The following is an 18,885-nucleotide window of genomic DNA, read 5'->3' as shown; positions in this document are numbered from 1 at the left end:
TCCTCCTGCACCACCACCGTGCCGAACTCCGTCCGGAACAACGACCCCGTCGGACACACGTCCAGACACGCCGCATGGGTGCAGTGCTTACAGACATCCGACATCATCAACCACCGGAAATCCGTGCGCCCCTCGACGCCCGTGCCCCGCCCCGGCGGCTGCGCCCCCGGCATGCCCAGGAACTCCGGGCCGGCCGACATCCGGGCCGCTGCCGCGGACGAGCCGGTGGGCAGGCCCGGGTCGGTGCCGGTGTCGGTGTGGGTACGCGCGCCCATCGCCGCCGTCACCGGGCTGATCGGCGGCCCGTCCGGGTTGTCCTCGAACGCCGGAGTCGCCACACCGGCCCGACGGGGCTGCTCGACGAACGCGACGTGTCGCCACGAGTTCGCGGTCAACGCGCCGGTGTTGTCGTACGACATGCCCAGCAGGTCCAGGCCGCTCTCCGGCACACCGTTCCACTCCTTGCAGGCGACCTCGCAGGCCTTGCAACCGATGCAGACGCTGGTGTCGGTGAAGAACCCCATCCGCGGCGGCGCGTTCTCGTAGCCCGCGTCCGGCGCCGGGTCCAACGGGCCGTACAGGGCGTTGGCGTGGGGCATGGGTCAGACCTCCTGGTCCGGGCCGCTGTCGGCGGAGTCGGTCGTGACCTGCGGTGGGTAGTGCGGGTTGAGATCCCCGGACCGTCGCCGGTAGTCGATGACGAGTTCCTGCAACTCCAGGCCCCGGGGGCGTCGGCCGGGCTGGATGTCGCAGGTGCCGACCTTGCTCTCCTGGATCAGGACGTTCGGGTCCAGGCTGATGCCGAACAGGTCGTTGGCCGAGTCGCCGGTCACCAGGCCCTCGAAACCGAAGTGGTACGGCAACCACACCTGGTGGATGATCCGACCGTCCACCCGCAACGGGGTGAGCCGGTCGGTGACCAGCACCCTCGCCTCGATGGCCGCACGGGCGGTCACCAGGTGGGCCCAGCCCAGGTGGTCGAGCCGACGTTCGGCCGCAAGTTCCGGGGACACCTCGACGAACATCTCCGGTTGCAGCTCCGCGAGGGGCGAGACGGTCCGGCTCATCCCACCGGCGGTGTGGTGCTCGGTGAGCCGGCTGACCGTGAACACGTACGGGAACACCTGGCTGTACGGCTCCGGCGGGCTCGGGTTGAGCGTGTTGATCGGGTGGGTGTAGACCTTGCGGGTCGGGTTGGACTGCTGCCGGTAGAGCGGGTTGCGCACCGGCGACTCGACCGGCTCGTAGTGCGTCGGCAGCGGCCCGTCGAGCACACCGGTGGGCGCGTACAGCCAGCCCTTGCCGTCACCCTGGAGGATGAACGGGTCGTCGCCGGCGATGCCCGCCACGCCCGAGGCGTCGTGCTCGGGTCGGTACGACGGCGGTTTCGTCTTCTCGAAGTCCGGCACGTCGTAACCGGTCCACTCGGACTTCTCCGCGTCCCACCAGACGTAGCGCTTGCGGTCGCTCCAGGGGTTGCCGTCCGGGTCGGCGGAGGCACGGTTGTAGAGGATGCGGCGGTTCGCCGGCCACGCCCAGCCCCACTCGGGGGCCACCAGGGTCTGCTCCGAGCCGGGTTTGCGCCGGGCGGCCTGGTTGACGCCGTCGGCGTACACGCCGGTGTAGATCCAGCAGCCACCGACGGTGGAGCCGTCGTCCTTCATCTCGGTGAACGAGGCCAGTGGGCGGCCGGTCGTCACGTCGTACCCGTTGATCTCGCGCAGCACGGCCTCGGCGCTCGGCTCCGCGTGCGGACCGTGCGTGGGGTAGTCCCAGGCGAGGTCGAGCAGCGCCCGGTCGCGCGACCTGGTCGACGTCGCCAACCGTTCCCGGATGACACGCCCGAGGTGGTAGAAGAACCAGAGTTCGGAACGGGCGTCGCCTGGCGGCTCGACGGCCTTCTCCCGCCACTGCAACAGGCGCTGCGTCTGGGTGAAGGTGCCCTCCTTCTCCACGTGTGAGGCGGCGGGCAGGAAGAACACCTCGGTGCGGCACTCCTGCGGCATGATCTCCCCGGTCTCGATCTCCGGGGAGTTCTTCCAGAACGTGGCGCTCTCGATCATGAAGAGGTCCCGGACCACGAGCCAGTCGAGGTTGGCCATGCCGAGCCGCTGGGCCCGACCGTGCGCGGAGCCGACCGCCGGGTTCTGACCGAGCAGGAAGTACCCCTTGATCTTCCCGTCGATCATGTCGAGCACCTGCTGGTAGGTGCCGTGATCACCGGTCATCCGCGGCATGTAGCCGTAGCAGTAGTCGTTGTCGGCGGTGGCGGCATCACCCCAGTACGCCTTGAGCAGGTTGACGCCGTAGGTGCGGGCGTTGCCCCAGAAGCCCTTCTGCCCCGGATGGCGGATGCTGTCCACCCACTTGTCCAGGGTCGGGTGTTCGGCGTGGTGCGGCATCGGCAGGTAGCCGGGCAGCAGGTTGAACAGCGTCGGGATGTCGGTGGACCCCTGGATGCTGGCGTGCCCGCGCAGGGCCATCACCCCGCCACCAGGGCGGCCCACGTTGCCCAGCAGCAGCTGGATGATCGCCCCGGTGCGGATGTACTGCACCCCCACGCTGTGCTGCGTCCAACCCACCGAGTAGACGAGCATGCCGGTGCGGTCGCGGCCGGAGTTCTCCGTCCACGCCTGCGCCAACTCCAGGAACTTCTCCTGGGGAATGCCGCAGACCCGCTCCACCATCTCCGGCGTGTAGCGGGCGTAGTGCCGCTTCAGGATCTGGTAGACGCAACGCGGATGCTGCAACGTCTCGTCGCGTTCGGTCTGGCCGCCGACCGGCGCGCCGTGCGACTCGTGCTCCAGCCCGGCCGCGGTCTCCCGCTGCGTCTCGCTGTCGCGGGTCGTCTGATTCTGCGAGTGGCCCTCGTAGCGCCAACTGGCCTGGTCGTAGGTGGCGTTGTCATCGTTGAACCCGGAGAAGAGCCCGTGCATGTCCTCGGTGTCGGCGTACTCCTCGGTCACGATCGTCGCGGCGTTGGTGTAGGCCACGACGTACTCCCGGAAGTCCAGCTCGTTGTCGAGGATGTAGCGGATCACCCCGCCGAGCAGCGCGATGTCGGTGCCCGCCCGGATCGGCAGGTACGAGTCGGCCAGCGCGCTGGTCCGGGTGAACCGTGGGTCGACGTGGAAGACCTTCGCGCCCTTGCGCTTGGCCTCCATCACCCACTGGAAACCCACCGGGTGCGCCTCGGCCATGTTCGAACCCTGGATGACGATCACGTCGGAGTTCGACAGGTCCTGCTGGTACTGCGTGGCACCGCCACGACCGAAGCTGGTCCCCAGACCGGGGACGGTGGCGGAGTGTCAAATACGGGCCTGGTTCTCGATCTGGAGCGCCCCCATCGCGGTGAACAACTTCTTGATGAGGTAGTTCTCCTCGTTGTCCAGCGTCGCCCCACCCAGGCTGGAGATGCCCAGCGTCCGGTTGAGTGGCCGGCCCTCGGCGTCGACGTCCTCCCAGGTCTCGTCGCGGGCGGCCAGGACCCGATCGGCGATCATGTTCATCGCCGTGTCGAGGTCGAGGTCCTCCCACTCGGTGCCGTACGGCCGGCGGTAGCGGACCGTCGTCTGCCGCAGCGGGCTGGTGACCAGGCTCTTGCTGGCCGCGCCCTTCGGACACAGCCGACCCCGCGAGATCGGACTGTCCGGGTCACCCTCGATCTGCGTGACCTGCCCGTCCTTGACGTACACCCGCTGACCGCAACCAACGGCGCAGTACGGGCAGACGGACCGGGCCATCGAGTCGGCGGTGTCGGTGCGTGCGGTGAGCGCCCGGGACCCGGCCGATTCGGCCGCCGTCCCCCGGCCCAGCGGGTCGGTGCCGGTGAGCTGGCGGTAGACCGGCCAGCCCTCGAACCAGCTCCGCACCCCCATCGCTGCGCACCTTTCCGACTAATCACACCAAATGTGAACAGCCTGACAGTAGACGAGATGCCAGCCCGGTCGCAGCGAGATCAGCGGAGAGACGCCTCCCCCGGCCCTTTTCACGCAGACCGGGGAGGGCATGGTGTATTGCGGTGCTCAGCTCGGCTGGAGTGGGGCGACGCCCTGCTCGCCGAAGGTGCGGTAGCGGCGCAGCTCCCAGAACAGCCAGCCGATGCTGACGATCGCCACCACGACGAAGACCAGCGAGCCGGAGAACGTGTCCCAGAGGGTGTGCAGGACGACGACGCCCAGGAACGTGCCGATGAACCCGACCAGCCGGCGGACGCTCGGGCTGGCCAGCAACGCCCAGAGCGCGCCGGCGGTCAGCCCGGTCCAGGCGGTGTGACCGGCGGGCGCGGTCAGACCACGGATGAACAGCGTCTGCTCCACCGCGCCGATGTTGCCCTGCGAACTCAACAACGCGCTGAAGGCGTAACCCATCGTCTCCAGCGCGGCGAACCCCATGCCGGCGGCGACGCCGATGACCAGCCCGTCCGAGGGCACCCGACGTCGATGCTGGGCCACCACCGTGAACAGCAGCACCACCGGCACGATCAGCTTCGCCGACTCCTCGATCAGCGCCACGAACAACATCGGCAGAACGCCGAGGCCGCGCAGGGTGTCGTACTCCAGGGTGCCGGCGACCACCGTGCCGATCACACCGCCGAAGAACGCCGACGTCACCAGCGCCGACGCCGGCACCTGCCACCGCCCGGTACGGGCCTGCGCGAACGTCAGGAACGTCAGCGGCACCAGCGTCGCCCCGAGCAGGATCAACGCCGGCACGAAGTTCGGATTCTTGGTGCTGACGAGGGTCCGCAGCACCGCCAGGTACAGGACCAAACCGACAACGAAGACCGCCACCCACGCCCACCGGCGCGAACGCTCACTCATAGCGCGCAGTCTGGCGGATCCCGGTCACGAAGACCAGCGGGCAACGCGGCTCAGACGACGTGCACCAGCCGGAAGCGTTGGGTGACCACCAGGGTGTCGTCATCGGCGGTGAAGTCACTGTCGCCCAGTTCGGCGCGTACTTCGGCGCTGTGCCAGAACGCCTCGTGCCCCGCGCGCCACTGCGCCACCGACTCGTCGCCCTCACCCTCGTCCAGAGCGTGTGGCAGGTCGACGTCGGCGAGCCGGATCACCCGTACGTCGGTCAGCTCGATGGCCGCGACCCGCCGGCCCGCGGAGTCCACGACGGCGGAGCGCTGCCCCACCTCGGGCAACGGCTCGTTGGCGCACTCGTACCCGATCAGCAGGCCGGTCGTCGAGGTTTTCGCTCCGGACAGGATCGCGGCGACGAGCGTGTCCCGCAACGGCCCCGGAAACGCGAACTCGGCAAGCGGAAGATCGTCGAGCTTCATGCGCGGAGGCTACGGGATCTGAACCTCGTATGACTCAGCGGCATAATTATGCCGCTGAGTCATACCGTCCTCTACCGCATCCGCCCCGCCGAACGTGACGGACGGTCACCGCCACCGAACAGCCCGGCCAGGTGAGGAGGTACTCGTCCAGCTGTCGCGGGACACGCAGTACACGTCGCCGGAGTTCGCCTCGTGCGGCAGGTCGCGCAGGTGTGCCGCCATCTCGTCGGCGGAGACCCAACGCTGGAACGTCATCGACTTGTCGTCGCCGAGCGCGACGTCGAAGCCGTCGAAGCCGAGCGCGGTCAGTCGGTCGAGACACCGGTCGGCCACCGCCCGCGCGATGGTGGTGAACTCGAACGAGAGCGCGGGCAGCGGGCGGCTCAGGCCGGCCAGCACCTCGTCCTCGAAACCCTCCACGTCGATCTTGGCGAAGGCCGGCACGCCGTACGCCTCGATCAGCGCGTCGACGGTGACTACCGGGACCTCGATGTCGCCGTCCCACACCTGGCCCTCCCACCCGCCCGCGCCCTCCGCCGCCCGCACGAAGTCGGGCGAGGCGCTGGACACGGTGGGGTTGGCGGAGTTGACGTGCAACCGGGTACGCCCGGGAACGGCGCCACACGCGGCCTCGACAAGCGTCACCTGGTCGTCGTCGGCGTAGATCGCCTTCAGGGCGCGCAGGCACAGCGGTTGTGGTTCCACGGCGACGACCCGGGCGCCCAGGCGGCGGAAGCTGCCGATGTGGTCGCCGACATGGGAGCCGATGTCGAAGACGAGGTCCCCGGTGCCGACGAAGCGGGAGTAGAAGGCGTCCATCCTCGCGTCCCGCTCGGGATCGCCGTAGTAGACCTCCAACGACCGGTACAGGAGGGACAGGGCCGGGTCGGCGCGCAGCGCCGCGATCCTGGTGTCGGTGAGAGCCGTCATCTGTGTGGTCCCGTCGGTGAGAGACGCGAGGTGGCCGGGGTTACGGTCCGAAGGCGGTCAGGAAGCGGTCCCGGAAGCTGTCCATCCGCCAGACCGGTGCCTGTGGTCCCGGCCGCAGCCCGTCCTGCCAGCCCCACCCGGATATCTTGTCCAGCACGGCCCGGTCCCGGGTGATGATCGAGATGGGCACGTCGTGGCTGGCGTTCTCGCCGGTGACGACCGCGGCGGGCTGGTGGTCACCGAGGAAGATGAACACGAGATCGTCGTCGCCGTAGGTCTGCACGTACGAGATGAGCGCGCCGAGCGTGTACTCGATGGACTTCCGGTAGTCCGCCCGGATCTGGGCGGTGTTGCGGCGCCGGTCGTCGGACGTGCCACGGGCGGCCCCCCGGAAGACCGCGCCGTCGCCGACGCTGTCCCAGTCCAGCAACGGCGGAACGGGCGTCCAGGGTGCGTGACTCGACACCAGCGCCAACTCCGTCATCACGTTGCCGTCGCGCTTCGCCTGCTCCAGGCGCCGCCAGCTGGCCAGGGTGTACTGGTCGGGCGGGGTGCCGAAGCTGAACTTCGGGCCACCGTACGCGAGCGTCTTGGCGTTGTAGAACCGGTCGTAGCCGAAGAAGGAGCCCTCCGGCCACGCTCTGGTGACGGCGGGCATGACGCCCACGGTCTGCCAGTTGGCCCGTCGGAAGGCGCCGTTGAGGGTCATCCGATCACTGGCCAGCAGGGTGCGGTGTCGCTGGTCGTTGTCGATCCAGAGGCCGGAGAGCAGTGTGTCGTGCGCGAGCCAACTGCCGCCGCCGAACGTCGGTGAGGTGAGAAAGCCGCTCTGCGCGGCGAAACCCGCCGCGCCGAGTCGAATGGTGCCGCTGTCCAGGACCGCGCCGACCTGCGGCGCGAACTCCGGGTCCTCGACGGCGTCCCGGCCGTAGCTCTCCACGAAGGCGACCACCACGTTCTTGCCCCGCAGCGCGGTCAGAAGCTGGTCACCCGGGGTGTCGCCGAACCTGTCGGCCTCGATCAGGGCGCCGAACGTCTCCCGGTCGTCGAGGCGGAGGCGTACCTGGAAGCCGTGGCCGTTGGCCAGGGTGGTCGCGGACGTGTCGGCGACCGGGACGCCCTCGGCCACCCGTACGTTGAACGCCGCGCAGGCCACCCAGACGACCACCAGCGCGGCCACGATCCGGGTGGTCGCGGTGCGGTGCCGGACCAGCAGTGGCCGCAGTCGCCGCAGCGACAGCGTGACCAGGGTGGGCAGGCCCACGACCACCACCGCCAGGGTGATCGCGGCGCCGACGGCGGCGGGCCGACCGTAGGACTCGCTGAGGAAGGCGAACCCCTCGTCGACGAGCGCCCAGTCGAGCACGGGGTCGAACGCCCGGCTGAGCGAGGCGGAGAACCCCAGATCGAGCAGCTTCAGCAGGCCGAGCAGGCCGAGGGCCACGCCGGCGAGCGTCGCGACCAGTCGGCTGCCACGCGACGGCAGGGCGAGCAGGAGGGCCACCACGAGCAGCGCCTCCAGGGGGATCCGCACGAACGCCGCCGGGGCGAGGCGGCCGAAGTCGTACGGCACGGTGAGGGCGAGCAGCACGAGCAGCGCGGCCAGGACGGTCGTCAGCCGGGCCACGATGGAGCGTTTCGGCTGGCCTTCGACGTCGGCGCCGCCGGCGGCACCGGCCGAGGGTTCGTTCCTCATCGCCCTCCGTCCCTGGCTCGGCAGCTGACGTACGCGCGTCATGAGCGACAACCCGGCATCCTTCCATGATCACTGATGGTGCGGGCATCCAGGACGGCTCAGACGCGGGCGATCCCGCGTCGGGCCACGGACACCGTGGGGCGGTCCGCCCAGGCCAGCCCATCGGTCTTTCCCGAGCCGAACCCGACCAACCCCGCCCCGGCGGTCGGGACACTGTGGCTCACCGCGCCGCCCACCTGGGCCAGCGCCGCCGGCGCGTCGTCGCTGACGGTGCCGCGCAGGTCGCGGGTCGTCCAGAGCCAGGCGACGTCGCGCCCGAACGACTCGACCAGCAGCGCCACCGACGCCAGCAGCACGATGGTCGTCAGCGCCCCGGGCAGCAGGTCGCTCATCGCCACCGTCAGCACCACGCCCTGGATCGCGGCGACGACCTTGCGCCAGTAGCGCGGCGGGAGGGATCCGCGCATCCAGCCCAACACCCAGCTCGCGGCGACGAAGACGTAGCGCATCGCGCCGATCACGAGCACCCAGCCACCCACCGCGGGGGCCACGTGCAGGCAGAGCACCAGGACCAGGATGGAATCGATCTCCATGTCGAAGCGCGCGCCGAGCTCGCTGGTGGTCCCGGTGCGTCGAGCCGTGTACCCGTCCACCGCGTCGAGGGCCAGCGCCACGCTGGTGAGCACGACCATCACCGTGACCGGCGCCGACCGGCCGAACGAGTCGGCGGCCAGGGCCGTCACGCCACCGACGAGGATCGCCCGGCTCAGGGTCACCCGGTCGGCCGGGCTCAGGCCACCCGCGCCGGAGCGGGACATGCCCCGGCCGAGCAGGGCGCACAGGACCACCCCGTACGTCAGCCCGGCCACCCACCCCGCCGTGCCCAGACCGACCGTCCCGGCGAGCACCGCCAGCACGACGACCTGCACGAGCAGTCCGACGACCGGACCGGTTCGAACCCCTGACATCGTGCCTCCGCGACTCTGGTGTGGGTGACCCTGACCGTCATCACGGAAAATATGACCGATCGGTTCATTCTGAACGCAGGTCAGCGACTCGCGAGCCGCGCCGCCGCCGGTCGAGGGCGCGCCGGACCTACCGGAGGGTCAGCGTCTCCCAGGCGGCGATGGCGCCCTCGGCGACGCGGGCCAACGCGGCACGGGAGGCTCCGTTGTGGGCCTGCAGCGACATGCCCTGCATCACCGCGTCGTAGAAACTCGCGATGGCATCGACATCGGCGTGGGCAGGGACGTCGCCGTCGGCGACGCCGCGCTCGACCCGTTCACGGAACGCCCGTTCGTTGCCCAGGCTCAGCTCCCGGAGGTAGTCGCGCAGGCGTGGGTTGTCGTCGGTGTTGGTGGTGGCCGACAACACGATCATGCAGCCGCGCGGCTTCGCCGGGTCGGAACAGACCTCGACGTTGATCCGCAGCGCTTCGGCGACGGCTGCCCGCGCTGTTGTCCCCTCCCGCAGCGCCTTGGTCGCCGCAGCCCCTTCGGTCTCGTCGTAGTAGGCCAGGGCTTCCCGGAAAAGCTGCTCCTTCGAGCCGAACGCGGCGTACAGGCTCGGGGAGCCGATGCCCATCGCCTCGGTGAGGTCGGTCATCGACGTGCCCGCGTAGCCGCGTTCCCAGAACACGGTCATGGCGCGACGTAGTGCCGTCGTGCGGTCGAAGGCCCGCGGTCTGCCGCGACCCGCCACGGCCACCACCCCCATTTCTGTGTCAACCAACAAGGAATGTGTTGACAGGGACAGGCTAGCCGCTAGTGTTTATGTATCGACCAACACAGAAATGAGGCGACGTGTCGGAGCTTGGTGGCAAGGCGGCGCTCGTGACCGGAGGCAGTCGGGGGATCGGGGCGGCCATCGCCCTGCGCCTGGCCGAGTTGGGGGCCGACGTGGCGATCACCTACGTCAACGCGGAGGAACGCGCCCACGAAGTGGCCGAGCAGATCAGGGCCCATGGCAGGCGTGGCGTCGTCATCGCCGCTGACAGTGCCGACGCCGCCGCGGTGATCGGGGCGGTGGACCAGACGAAGGAGGAGTTCGGGCGACTAGACATTCTCGTCAACAACGCCGGGGTCTACCGGTACGGGCTGATCGATGACGTGTCCCTGGAGGACGTCGACCTGACCCTGGGCATCCACACCCGCGCGGTGTACCTGGCGAGCCAGGCCGCCGTCCGACACATGACCAGGGGTGGTCGCATCATCTCGATCGGGAGCAGCCTGTCCGAGCGCGTGCCGTACCCCGGGATGGCCCTCTACTCGATGAGCAAGTCCGCGCTCACCGGCTTCACCAGGGGCCTGGCGCGCGACGTCGGTGAGCGCGGAATCACCGCCAACCTCGTGCATCCCGGTTCCACCGACACCGACATGAACCCGGCCGACGGCGAGACCGCGGCCGACGAGATCGCCCTGATCCCGCTCGGCCGCTATGGCGACCCGGCTGACATCGCCAACACGGTCGCCTTCCTCGCGGGCCCCGGCGGCCGCCAGATAACTGGGGCATCCATCACCGTGGACGGCGGCTCGAACGCCTGAGGTGGACACCTCGGCATCGGCGCCGTAGGCGTCGCCGTCGCGGGCATCGTCGGGCTGCGCCTCATGGCGGGCTGAACGACGTGCCGTGCACCGACGGAGCGCCGGGTCGAGCCTGTTCGCCCGCTGACCGTCCGCGCACGACACGGAGGCCCGAGGTCGGGAACGTCGCCGGGATCATCAGGGCGTCGGCAGGGTGAGCACCTCGACGCCGTCCTCGGTGACGGCGATGGTGTGCTCGCTGTGCGCGGTTCGGCAGCCGGTCGCGCTGCGGAGCGTCCAACCGTCGGCGTCGGTGACGAGCGTGGCGGTGTCCGCCATGACCCACGGCTCCAGTGCCAGCAGCAGCCCCGGCCGCAGCCGGTATCCGCGACCGGGCCGCCCCGTGTTGGAGACGTGCGGGTCCTGGTGCATCGTCGATCCGACGCCGTGACCGCCGAACTCGGTGTTGATCGAATATCCCGACGCGCTGAGGACCGTGCCGATGGCATGGGAGATGTCACCGATGGGAACGCCCGGGCCGGCCGCGGCGATCCCCGCTGCCAGTGCGCGCTCGGTCGCGTCGATCAACGCGACGCTCTCCGGGGGCCGGGTGTCACCCACGATGAAGCTGATGGCGGAGTCCGCGACGACCCCGCCCAGGGAGACGGCGAGGTCCAGCGAGAGCAGATCACCGTCGGCGAGCGGGTAGTCGTACGGCAGCCCGTGCAGCACGGCGTCGTTCACCGACGTGCAGATGTAGTGGCCGAACGGCCCGCGCCCGAAGGACGGCTCGTAGTCGACGTAGCAGGACTGCGCCCCAGCCTCGACGATCATGGCCTGCGCCCACCGGTCGATGTCCAGGAGGTTGGTGCCGACCACGCAACGGCTCTTGAGTGTCTGCAGGATGCCGGCGACCAGCGCGCCGGTGTCCTTCGCTCGCAGCACGTCGGTGGGGCTCAGGATCTCGATCATGCAGCGCCTTCCTCGGGCGACCAATAAGTATCCCGGCCATATTATCCCGGTACTAGAATCGGAGCATGGTCAGGTTGCCGCTCACCCCCGCCGAGCTCGAACGCGGACAGCGCCTGGGCGCCCTCCTGCGCCGAGCCCGGGGGGAGCGTTCGATGCTCCTCACCGCGCTGGACGCGGGCGTCTCGCCGGAGACCCTTCGGAAGATCGAGTCCGGCCGGATAGCCACCCCCGCCTTCCCGACCATCGCGGCGATCGCCGACGTGCTCGGCCTCTCCCTCGACGCCGTCTGGTCGGAGATCAACAAGTCGGACGGCGAGGCCGAACTTTCCCGGCCGGCCCGCGCGGCGCGCGAGCGGTTGGCCTCGTAGTCCCGACCCCCGGCTCCCCCGGCGCGACCACCGGCGACAGACCGGACGCGACTGGTCCCGGTCGTCGTGGACGACCGGGACCAGCGGGTGGTGCGCTCAGGAGGCGGCGATGCCCTCCATGCCGATGCCGTCGGCGAACTTCGGCAGACCGTCCACGGTGGTGACGAGCGTCAGCGACCCGTCCTCGCCCACCTCGTAGCCCTGCACGGTGCCGGCGTTGGGGTTCTGCACGTACAGAAAGCCGTCGCTGGTGGTCATGTCGATCGCGCCACCGCCGGTGTCGACGGCGACGCCCTTGACGAGTTCGAGCTTGCCGTCGTCGTCGACCCGGTAGGAGCTGATGGTGGAGCTACCGGCGTTGGCGACGAAGAAGAAGTCGCCGACGCGCTGGATCCAGCACGGCGCCTGCTGGCCGTTGGGGACCGACGGCCCGACCTGGTCGAGCGCGCCGTCGTCCTCCAGCTCGAACCGGCTGACCGCGTTCGCACCCGACTCGGTGACCAGCAGCGAGTCCTCGGTGTCGAAGGTGAAGCCGAACGGCGTGTTGCCCGCGTCGCTGATGACGGGGTTGCGGGACAGTTTGCCGCCGCGACCGATCTCGTAGCTGAACATCACGTTGGCGCCCTTCGTGGACACCAGGACGAACTCGCTGTCCGGGTCGATCTTGACCTGGGCCGGGGCGGTCCCGAACGCGGGCGGGTTGCCGTTGTGCAGCCCGAGCGACCGGTTGGCGTCCTCGATCCGGGACAGGCGCCCCTTGTTCAGCTCGAAGCCCTGCACCGAGCCCTCGCCACCGGCGTTGAGGACGTAGACGAGGTCGCCCCGGGCCGCGACGCTGACCGGCAGCAGACCGCCGGACCAGACGACCTGGAGCTTGTGCAGCTTGGTGCCCTCGACCCGGAAGACGGTGACGGTGTTGCTGCCGGCGTTGACCGCGAACAGCATTCCCTTGTGGTAGACCAGGGAGCCCTGCGAGGCCAGCGCGTCGAGCGGCGCACCGATGGTGAAGCCGCCCAGCCCGCCGGTCTCGTACTCGCCGGCATTGGTGAGACGGCCGTCCTCGTCGCGGTCGAACACCCTGATGGTGTTGCCCTCGGCCTTGTTCGTCTGGACGAAGACCGCGCCCTCGTCGCCGTGGTGGTAGTCACCCCCCTTGCGGTCGTCGTGGTGTCCAGGGCCGCCGCCATCGGCGAAGGCGGTCCCGGGGATCGATCCGACGCTGGTCAGACCTGCCAGGAGGGCTGCCGCGAGCGCAACACTGCGCTTCATCTCTGACTCCTTACGCACCCGAAGGGAGGAATACGAGTTTTCCTCTCCTTCGAAAGCTATCGGAGGAGGTAGGCATCTTGGTCACGGTTACCCTAAAGGGGTAATTTCATGCCGTTGCGGGGGAATGCGTTGACGTACGCGTAGAAGTCGGTTACCCGAAAGCGGACCTTCGACGCGGCAGGGCCGGAACTCGGCGGGGCCGATCAGGTCGGGTCCGGCCGCCACCACGGTTCGAGGAGCGCCGGGTCGGCGACATAGCCCCTGACCTGCACGCGTTCCGGCTCGGTCAACGTCAGGGCGCGCAGGCGAGCACCCCACTCGGGCACCTGGTCGGTCTTCTCCAACGCGGTCGCCAACTCGATCAGGCCGGCCAGCGCCATCGCCTGCTCCACCACCGGCGCGTCCTCGGCGCGGCGGCGCATGCCCGAGTCGAGCGCCCGGTAGGCGGCCCGGTCGTCCATCTTGAACTCGCGCAGGATCCGCGCGTTGTCGAGCACCCGGGCCAACCCCTCAAGCTCCGTCGACCCGCCGTACTCCAGGCCCTTCGGCTCGTCCCGCTGAATGAAGATGATGGTGTTGCCGGACGGGTCGACGATGCTGAACCGCGACGCCCCGGCGCGGTAACGGGTCATCCGCGGCAGACCCTTGACCAGCACCTTGCCGTAGCTGCGGCGCATCGCCTCGGTGAACATCGCGTGGTACGCCGCGACCGCGTCCACCATCACCAGGCAGCCGCCGGACTGCTCCTTCGTCGGGTCGAGGTCCTTTGGCGCGGGGCCGTAGTGCAATTGGAACCCACTCCAGGTGAAGGCCAGGTACACGTACGGCTTGAGCTGCTCGTAGGCCACCTCGAACCCCAACGCCCGCCAGAACGCGACGGTCTCCTCCGGCGCCGCGCAGTGCAGCAGCGGCACCATGGTCTCGTTCGCCCGAACCTGGCCCTCGTCGGTCGTCACCTGTCGCTCCCCCGTCCCATCGGCAGGCCGGCCATTCTGCCAGCACCGGCGGCGCGTTCAACACGCTCTGCCCTCCTACCCGGGGAGGAGGCGCGCTCCGACCACCGGCCGCGACCGGGGCTCGGGGTCGGACGCGACCGGCGGGCACGGCCACGAACATCGACGACATGACCTCCGTGTTGCGCCGGGCGGCGCAGGGAAACCGCCCTCTGATGTTCCTGGTATCCGTGATGGCGGTGCTCGCCGTCGTCACCGCGGTCGGCGTCCTGGTCGACCCGCGCGTCCTCAGTGGGGCGCCGATCTGGCTCAAGCCGTTCAAGTTCGCGGTGTCCTTCGTGCTGTACGGCGCGACGCTCGCCTGGATGCTCACCCTGCTGCCGCGCCGCAGCCGGGTCGCCGAGGGGGCGGTCGTCGTCATCGTGGCGGTGGCGGTCGTCGAGAACGCGTGGATCGTCGGTCAGGTGCTGCGCGGGCAGGCCAGCCACTTCAACGACACCACCCCGCTGAACGCCGCGCTGTTCGCGGCGATGGGCGCGGCGATCACGGTGTTGTTCGTCGCGCACCTCGTCATCGGGATCGTGGTCCTGATCCAGCGCATCCCCGATCGGGTCGCCGCGACCGCCGTCGGGTGGGGGCTCGGCCTGTCCCTGCTGGGCATGCTCGCGGCGGTGCCGATGGCGCTGCCGATGCAGGACCCGGGGATCGAGGGGATCAGCGGGGCGCACAGCGTCGGCGTCCCCGACGGCGGGCCGGGGCTGCCGGTGGTCGGCTGGAGCACCACCGGTGGCGACCTGCGGATCGGGCACTTCGTGGGACTGCACGCCCTCCAGGCGCTGCCGCTGCTGGCGATCCTGTTGCGCCGGTTCGTGACCCGGCTGGACGAGCGCCGCCAGGTCCGGCTGCTGGTCGTCGCGGGCGTCGCGTACGGCGTACTCACCGTGCTGTTGACCTGGCAGGCCCTGCGCGGCCAGCCGCTGCTGCGGCCGGACGTCGTGACGCTCGCCGCGCTCGCGGCCCTGGTGCTGGCGACGGCGACCGCGACCGGTCTGGTGCTGGCCCGCCGACGTCGCCCGGAAGTAGCGTTGGCCGCATGACCGCGACGCTGTTCTCCCTGACGTTCGCAGTGGCCGCGCCGTTCTGGGCGCTGATGATCCTGCTGCCCCGCTGGTCGTGGACCGCCCGGATCATCGCCTCGCCGCTGATCGTGCTGCCGGTCGTGGTGATCTACGCGCTGCTGGTGCTTCCGGCGCTCGGCGAGGTACTGCCGGCCGTGGCGTCGCCGACCCTGGCCGGGGTGCGCGACCTGCTCGGCACCTCCGTCGGGGCGTCGGCGGGTTGGGCGCACATGATCGCGTTCGACCTGTTCGTCGGCCGGTGGGCCTGGTTGGACAGTCGGGAACGGGGGGTGCCGGCGCTGGTCATGGCTCCGGTGCTGGTGCTGACCATCCTGCTCGGGCCGCTCGGCCTGGCCGCGTACCTCGCGGTCCGCACCCGGTGGCGGCAGTCGCCTGCCGATCCCGGCATCTAGGCTGACCATCGTGAGCTGGCCGGGGCGACTGTTCGACATGCGGGACACGCTCGTGCGGATGGCGCTGCTCGACCTCACCGGCGTCGGCTACCTGCTCCTCGTCCCGCACTCCGCCGGCACGCCCACGGCGACACAGTGGATCCTCGCGGTGCTCGCGTTCGCCGTGGCGCTGGCGGCGCACCGCCGGCCGGTGGTCAACCTGGTGGCGCAGGCCGCCCTGTTGGCGGTCGCGATCTGCCTGGTCGACGACTTCACCATCAACCAGGTGGGTGCGAGTTGGGCGCTGCTCGAGGTCACCATGCGCGCACGCGCCCCCCGGACCATCTGGCTGTCCGCCGCGCTGTTGGTCGTGGTCGACCTGCTCGACTCGATCGACGACCCGATCGGGCAGGTCGCCTCCGGCGTCGTCGGGCTGGCCCTGGAGGTCGGCGTACCGGTGCTGCTCGGCCTCGTCATCCGCGCCAACCGGGAGCTGAGTCGGCAGGCCGTGGAGCGGGCCAGGGCCGAGCAGCGCCAGCACGAGTCGGAGAGCCGCGCCGCCCGCGCCGACGAGCGCAGCGCCATCGCCCGCGAGCTGCACGACGTCGTCGCGCACCACGTGGCGTCGATGGTCCTGCGGGTCGGGGTGGCCCGGCACGTGCTCACCGACCTGGACCCCCGGGCCGGCGAGGTCTTCGACGACGTGCACGGCACCGGCACCGCGGCCCTCGCCGAGCTGCGCCGGCTGGTCGCGGTGCTACGCAACCCCGATGGGGTACGCGGTGACGCGGCGCTGACCGCGATCGAACCCGCCGCGCTGCCGGCGGCGATCGGCGCGTCCATCGACCGGGCCCGTCAGGCGGGTGTCACCGTGGAGGCCGACCTCGACCCGGCGATCGGTTCACTCGACGCGGTTCGCGGCATGGCGGTGCTGCGACTGACCCAGGAGGCACTGACCAACGTGGCCAAACACGCCGGAGCGCCCGCGCTCGCGCGCCTCGTGGTCGCCGTTCGGGACGGCTGCGTGCACTGGGAGGTCACCAACGACGGGCGCGGTGCGGCGCCGACGGGGGCGCCGGCCGGTGGCGGGCACGGCATCACCGGGATGCGCGAACGCGTCGAGGTCCTCGGTGGCCAGCTGGAGGCGGGGCCGACCGGCACCGGTTGGCGGGTGCGTACGGTGCTGCCCGCCGCCGTGCCGTCCGCCCGGTCAATGCCCCGGGACCGCGCGGCCTCCGTCGGATCACCCGCGCCGGAGTCGGCGTGATCCGGGTGCTGCTGGTCGACGACCAGCACCTCATCCGAGCCGGGCTGCGCATGCTCTGCGACGCCCAACCCGACATCGAGGTCGTCGGGGAGGCCGACAACGGCCGGGAGGCGATCGCGCTGGCCGGGCGGCTCCTCCCCGACGTCGTGGTCATGGACCTGCGCATGCCCGGCGTGGACGGGATCACCGCGACCAGCCGGATCCTCGCCGAACGGCCCGGCACCCGCATCCTGGTGCTGACCACGTTCGGCGACGACGACCACCTCTACCCCGCCCTGACCGCCGGCGCCTGCGGGTTCCTGCTCAAGGACGCGCCCCCGACCGAGTTGCTGGACGGCATCCGCCGGGCCGCGGTCGGGGACAGCCCGTTCAGCCCGGAGGTGTTGCGCCGCCTCGTGCGGCGCGCGGTGCACGCCCGCCCCGAGTCGCCCCCGGCCCTGCCGGGTCTGACCGCCCGGGAACGAGACGTGCTCGATCTGGTCGCCGAGGGCCTGTCCAACACCGAGATCGCCGATCGGCTGCACATCGGTGTGACAACGGTGAAGACCCACATCACCAGTCTGATGACCAAGACCGACAGCCCCAACCGGGTACGCCTCGCCCTGTCCGCCCGCGGGGTGTGACGCTCAGGCCCGCAACCGCGCGGACACCAGGATGACGAGCAGCAGCGGCACGATCAGCAGCGCCGGGGCGACGACCGGCAGGTGCAGGGCGACCAGGGCGCCGACCGAAGCGCCGACCATGAGGGCCAGCAGCACCTGAGCCTTGGGGCGCAGGGTGCCCCACGGGCTGCGCGCGGCGACGCCGGCGATCAGGCTGGTGAGCGTGCCGGTCAGGTACGTGGAGGACAGGCCGGACACGCCGAAGCGTTGGATCGCGCTGCTCTGCACGCCCAGCGCGACCGCGGACAGCATCAACAGCGCCAGGTGCACACGTGCGTCGGGGGCGCCGAGGGTTAGCTCCCAGACGACGGCGAACACGACGAACACCGTCAGCTCCAGGACCAGCGCCCAGGTGACCCGCCGTGGCCAGACCGGGTCGTCGGGCTGGGCCGAGCCGACGACGCGGGCGCCCGCGAGGACGCCCACGATGAAGCTGGCGATGGCGCAGCCCGACGTCAGGGCCAGGTCGGCCTCGCCCCGGCCGGCGGAGAGTCCGAGCAGGACCATGTTGCCGGTCATCACGCTGGCGAAGGCGCCGCCGAGGGAGAGGAAGCCGAGGGCGTCGGCGCTCCCGGTCAGGAAGGTGAGGACGACGACGAGTGAGTGCCGTCGCCGCAGCAGGCGCTCGTCCCGGTGGGGAGCGACGCGGGGGCGGGTGACGCGGGGCGCTGTGCTCGACACTGTCGGCCACCTTCCAATGATTGTTCTTCGTATACACTTTGTCCCGACACGTTCACGGAGAGGCGACAAGTGGCTGAAGACCTGCGGGACAAGCTCGGCGCGCAACACCTGCCGCTACGCGATCAGGTCCTCGCCGCGCTGCGGACCGCCATCATCGACGGCGACTACCTGCCCGGTGAACGGCTGACCGAGGACCGGCTCGCCGAGGACTTCGGTGTCTCCCGCAACCCCGTCCGGGAGGCACTGCGGGTCGCCGAGGCAGAGGGGTTCGTGGTGATCCTCCCCCGCCGGGGGGCGGTCGTCGCCTCACCGAGCAGTGGGACCATCGCCGACATGTTCGCCGTGCGCGAGCGCCTGGAGGCGCTGGCCGCCCGGTTGGCCGCCGAACGGGCCACCGCGGCGGACGTGGCGTCCCTGCGTGCCCTGCTGGAGCAGGGCCGCGAGGCGACGCAGCGGCAGGACCTGGCCCGGGTCGCCGAGCTGAACAGCACCCTGCACCTGCGCATCCTCCAGATCAGCGGAAACCCCTGGCTGTCGTCGATCGCCAAGTCGCTCTACCTCCATGTCCAGTGGGTCTTCCGGCTCGGCGCGGCCGAACGCGCGCCACACTCGTGGGCCGAGCACATCCAGCTCGTCGACGCCATCGAGTCGGGCGACGGCGACCGCGCCGAGCGGGCCGCCCTCGACCACCTCGACGCGGCCTCCGCCGCGGCGTTCGAGAACGCCGAAGGCGGCTACGGCACCCGCTGACGGCCGCGTGGC

At 70.5% G+C, this 18,885-nt stretch carries 18 protein-coding genes and 1 pseudogene; 7 read left to right on the top strand and 12 right to left on the bottom strand.

From position 1 onward, the window contains the following. The 8 genes and pseudogenes from AB0J33_RS29205 to AB0J33_RS29170 all read right to left on the bottom strand — a co-directional run. Positions 1–599: 4Fe-4S dicluster domain-containing protein (locus AB0J33_RS29205; protein WP_363618002.1), on the bottom strand; the 599-nt coding region annotated here is incomplete at its 3' end. 3 nt (positions 600–602) lie between these two features. After that, the gene (gene fdh, locus AB0J33_RS29200) at positions 603–3,878 is read right to left on the bottom strand and encodes a formate dehydrogenase (protein WP_363618000.1); all 3,276 of its coding nucleotides are present in this window, start codon (positions 3,876–3,878) and stop codon (positions 603–605) included. 147 nt (positions 3,879–4,025) lie between these two features. Beyond that, positions 4,026–4,823: a PrsW family intramembrane metalloprotease gene (locus AB0J33_RS29195; RefSeq protein ID WP_363617998.1), complete on the bottom strand. Its 798-nt coding sequence runs from the start codon at positions 4,821–4,823 to the stop codon at positions 4,026–4,028. Positions 4,824–4,873: 50 nt separating this feature from the next. Then, the gene (locus tag AB0J33_RS29190) at positions 4,874–5,293 is read right to left on the bottom strand and encodes an ASCH domain-containing protein (protein ID WP_363617996.1); all 420 of its coding nucleotides are present in this window, start codon (positions 5,291–5,293) and stop codon (positions 4,874–4,876) included. A 105-nt stretch (positions 5,294–5,398) separates the two neighbouring features. Further along, positions 5,399–6,223, bottom strand: a complete 825-nt coding sequence (locus AB0J33_RS29185; RefSeq protein WP_363617994.1) for an FkbM family methyltransferase — start codon at positions 6,221–6,223, stop codon at positions 5,399–5,401. 40 nt (positions 6,224–6,263) lie between these two features. Then, a complete protein-coding gene (locus AB0J33_RS29180; protein ID WP_363617992.1) occupies positions 6,264–7,919 on the bottom strand; it encodes a sulfatase-like hydrolase/transferase in 1,656 nt (551 codons plus the stop codon). A 293-nt stretch (positions 7,920–8,212) separates the two neighbouring features. Then, positions 8,213–8,887: pseudogene (locus AB0J33_RS29175) on the bottom strand (CDP-alcohol phosphatidyltransferase family protein); the annotation flags it as partial. Between the two features lie 127 nt (positions 8,888–9,014). Next, positions 9,015–9,563 (bottom strand): TetR/AcrR family transcriptional regulator, encoded by a 549-nt coding sequence (locus tag AB0J33_RS29170; protein ID WP_363617990.1) that lies wholly within the window; start codon positions 9,561–9,563, stop codon positions 9,015–9,017. A 158-nt stretch (positions 9,564–9,721) separates the two neighbouring features. Between AB0J33_RS29170 and AB0J33_RS29165 the strand changes: the two genes are divergently transcribed. After that, complete coding sequence (locus AB0J33_RS29165; RefSeq protein WP_363617988.1) at positions 9,722–10,462, top strand: 3-oxoacyl-ACP reductase family protein; 741 nt, start codon at positions 9,722–9,724, stop codon at positions 10,460–10,462. Between the two features lie 177 nt (positions 10,463–10,639). Here AB0J33_RS29165 and map read toward each other — a convergent pair whose 3' ends face one another. Beyond that, complete coding sequence (map, locus tag AB0J33_RS29160; protein WP_363617986.1) at positions 10,640–11,413, bottom strand: type I methionyl aminopeptidase; 774 nt, start codon at positions 11,411–11,413, stop codon at positions 10,640–10,642. Positions 11,414–11,478: 65 nt separating this feature from the next. Between map and AB0J33_RS29155 the strand changes: the two genes are divergently transcribed. Then, complete coding sequence (locus tag AB0J33_RS29155) at positions 11,479–11,781, top strand: helix-turn-helix transcriptional regulator (RefSeq protein ID WP_363617984.1); 303 nt, start codon at positions 11,479–11,481, stop codon at positions 11,779–11,781. 96 nt (positions 11,782–11,877) lie between these two features. Here the strand turns inward: AB0J33_RS29155 and AB0J33_RS29150 are convergent, their stop codons facing one another. Beyond that, positions 11,878–13,050 carry a beta-propeller fold lactonase family protein gene (locus AB0J33_RS29150; RefSeq protein ID WP_363617982.1) on the bottom strand — a complete coding sequence of 391 codons (1,173 nt, stop codon included), beginning with the start codon at positions 13,048–13,050 and terminating at the stop codon, positions 11,878–11,880. A gap of 203 nt (positions 13,051–13,253) precedes the next feature. Next, positions 13,254–14,006 carry a glyoxalase gene (locus tag AB0J33_RS29145; protein ID WP_363617980.1) on the bottom strand — a complete coding sequence of 251 codons (753 nt, stop codon included), beginning with the start codon at positions 14,004–14,006 and terminating at the stop codon, positions 13,254–13,256. Between the two features lie 167 nt (positions 14,007–14,173). Between AB0J33_RS29145 and AB0J33_RS29140 the strand changes: the two genes are divergently transcribed. From AB0J33_RS29140 to AB0J33_RS29125, 4 genes are read left to right on the top strand one after another with little or no spacing between them, the layout of a single operon-like run. Further along, positions 14,174–15,100: a hypothetical protein gene (locus tag AB0J33_RS29140; RefSeq protein ID WP_363617978.1), complete on the top strand. Its 927-nt coding sequence runs from the start codon at positions 14,174–14,176 to the stop codon at positions 15,098–15,100. Further along, positions 15,097–15,534 (top strand): ABA4-like family protein, encoded by a 438-nt coding sequence (locus AB0J33_RS29135; protein WP_363617976.1) that lies wholly within the window; start codon positions 15,097–15,099, stop codon positions 15,532–15,534. Before AB0J33_RS29140 ends, AB0J33_RS29135 begins: the two co-directional genes overlap by 4 nt. Before the next feature lie 10 nt (positions 15,535–15,544). After that, a complete protein-coding gene (locus AB0J33_RS29130; protein WP_363617974.1) occupies positions 15,545–16,780 on the top strand; it encodes a histidine kinase in 1,236 nt (411 codons plus the stop codon). Then, positions 16,777–17,403, top strand: a complete 627-nt coding sequence (locus tag AB0J33_RS29125) for a response regulator transcription factor (protein ID WP_363617972.1) — start codon at positions 16,777–16,779, stop codon at positions 17,401–17,403. The genes AB0J33_RS29130 and AB0J33_RS29125 overlap by 4 nt, the downstream gene beginning before the upstream one ends. Before the next feature lie 3 nt (positions 17,404–17,406). Here AB0J33_RS29125 and AB0J33_RS29120 read toward each other — a convergent pair whose 3' ends face one another. Next, entirely contained in the window at positions 17,407–18,123 is a 717-nt protein-coding gene (locus AB0J33_RS29120; protein ID WP_363617970.1) for a YoaK family protein, read from the bottom strand. Positions 18,124–18,192: 69 nt separating this feature from the next. Between AB0J33_RS29120 and AB0J33_RS29115 the strand changes: the two genes are divergently transcribed. Next, positions 18,193–18,873 (top strand): GntR family transcriptional regulator, encoded by a 681-nt coding sequence (locus tag AB0J33_RS29115; protein WP_363617968.1) that lies wholly within the window; start codon positions 18,193–18,195, stop codon positions 18,871–18,873. Positions 18,874–18,885 lie beyond the last annotated feature (12 nt).

The organism is Micromonospora sp. NPDC049645, from assembly GCF_040675155.1.
Classification (GTDB): Bacteria; Actinomycetota; Actinomycetes; order Mycobacteriales; family Micromonosporaceae; genus Micromonospora.
The sequence above is the reverse complement of the archived record's forward strand: the minus strand, read 5'-3'. Positions and strand labels throughout refer to the sequence as shown.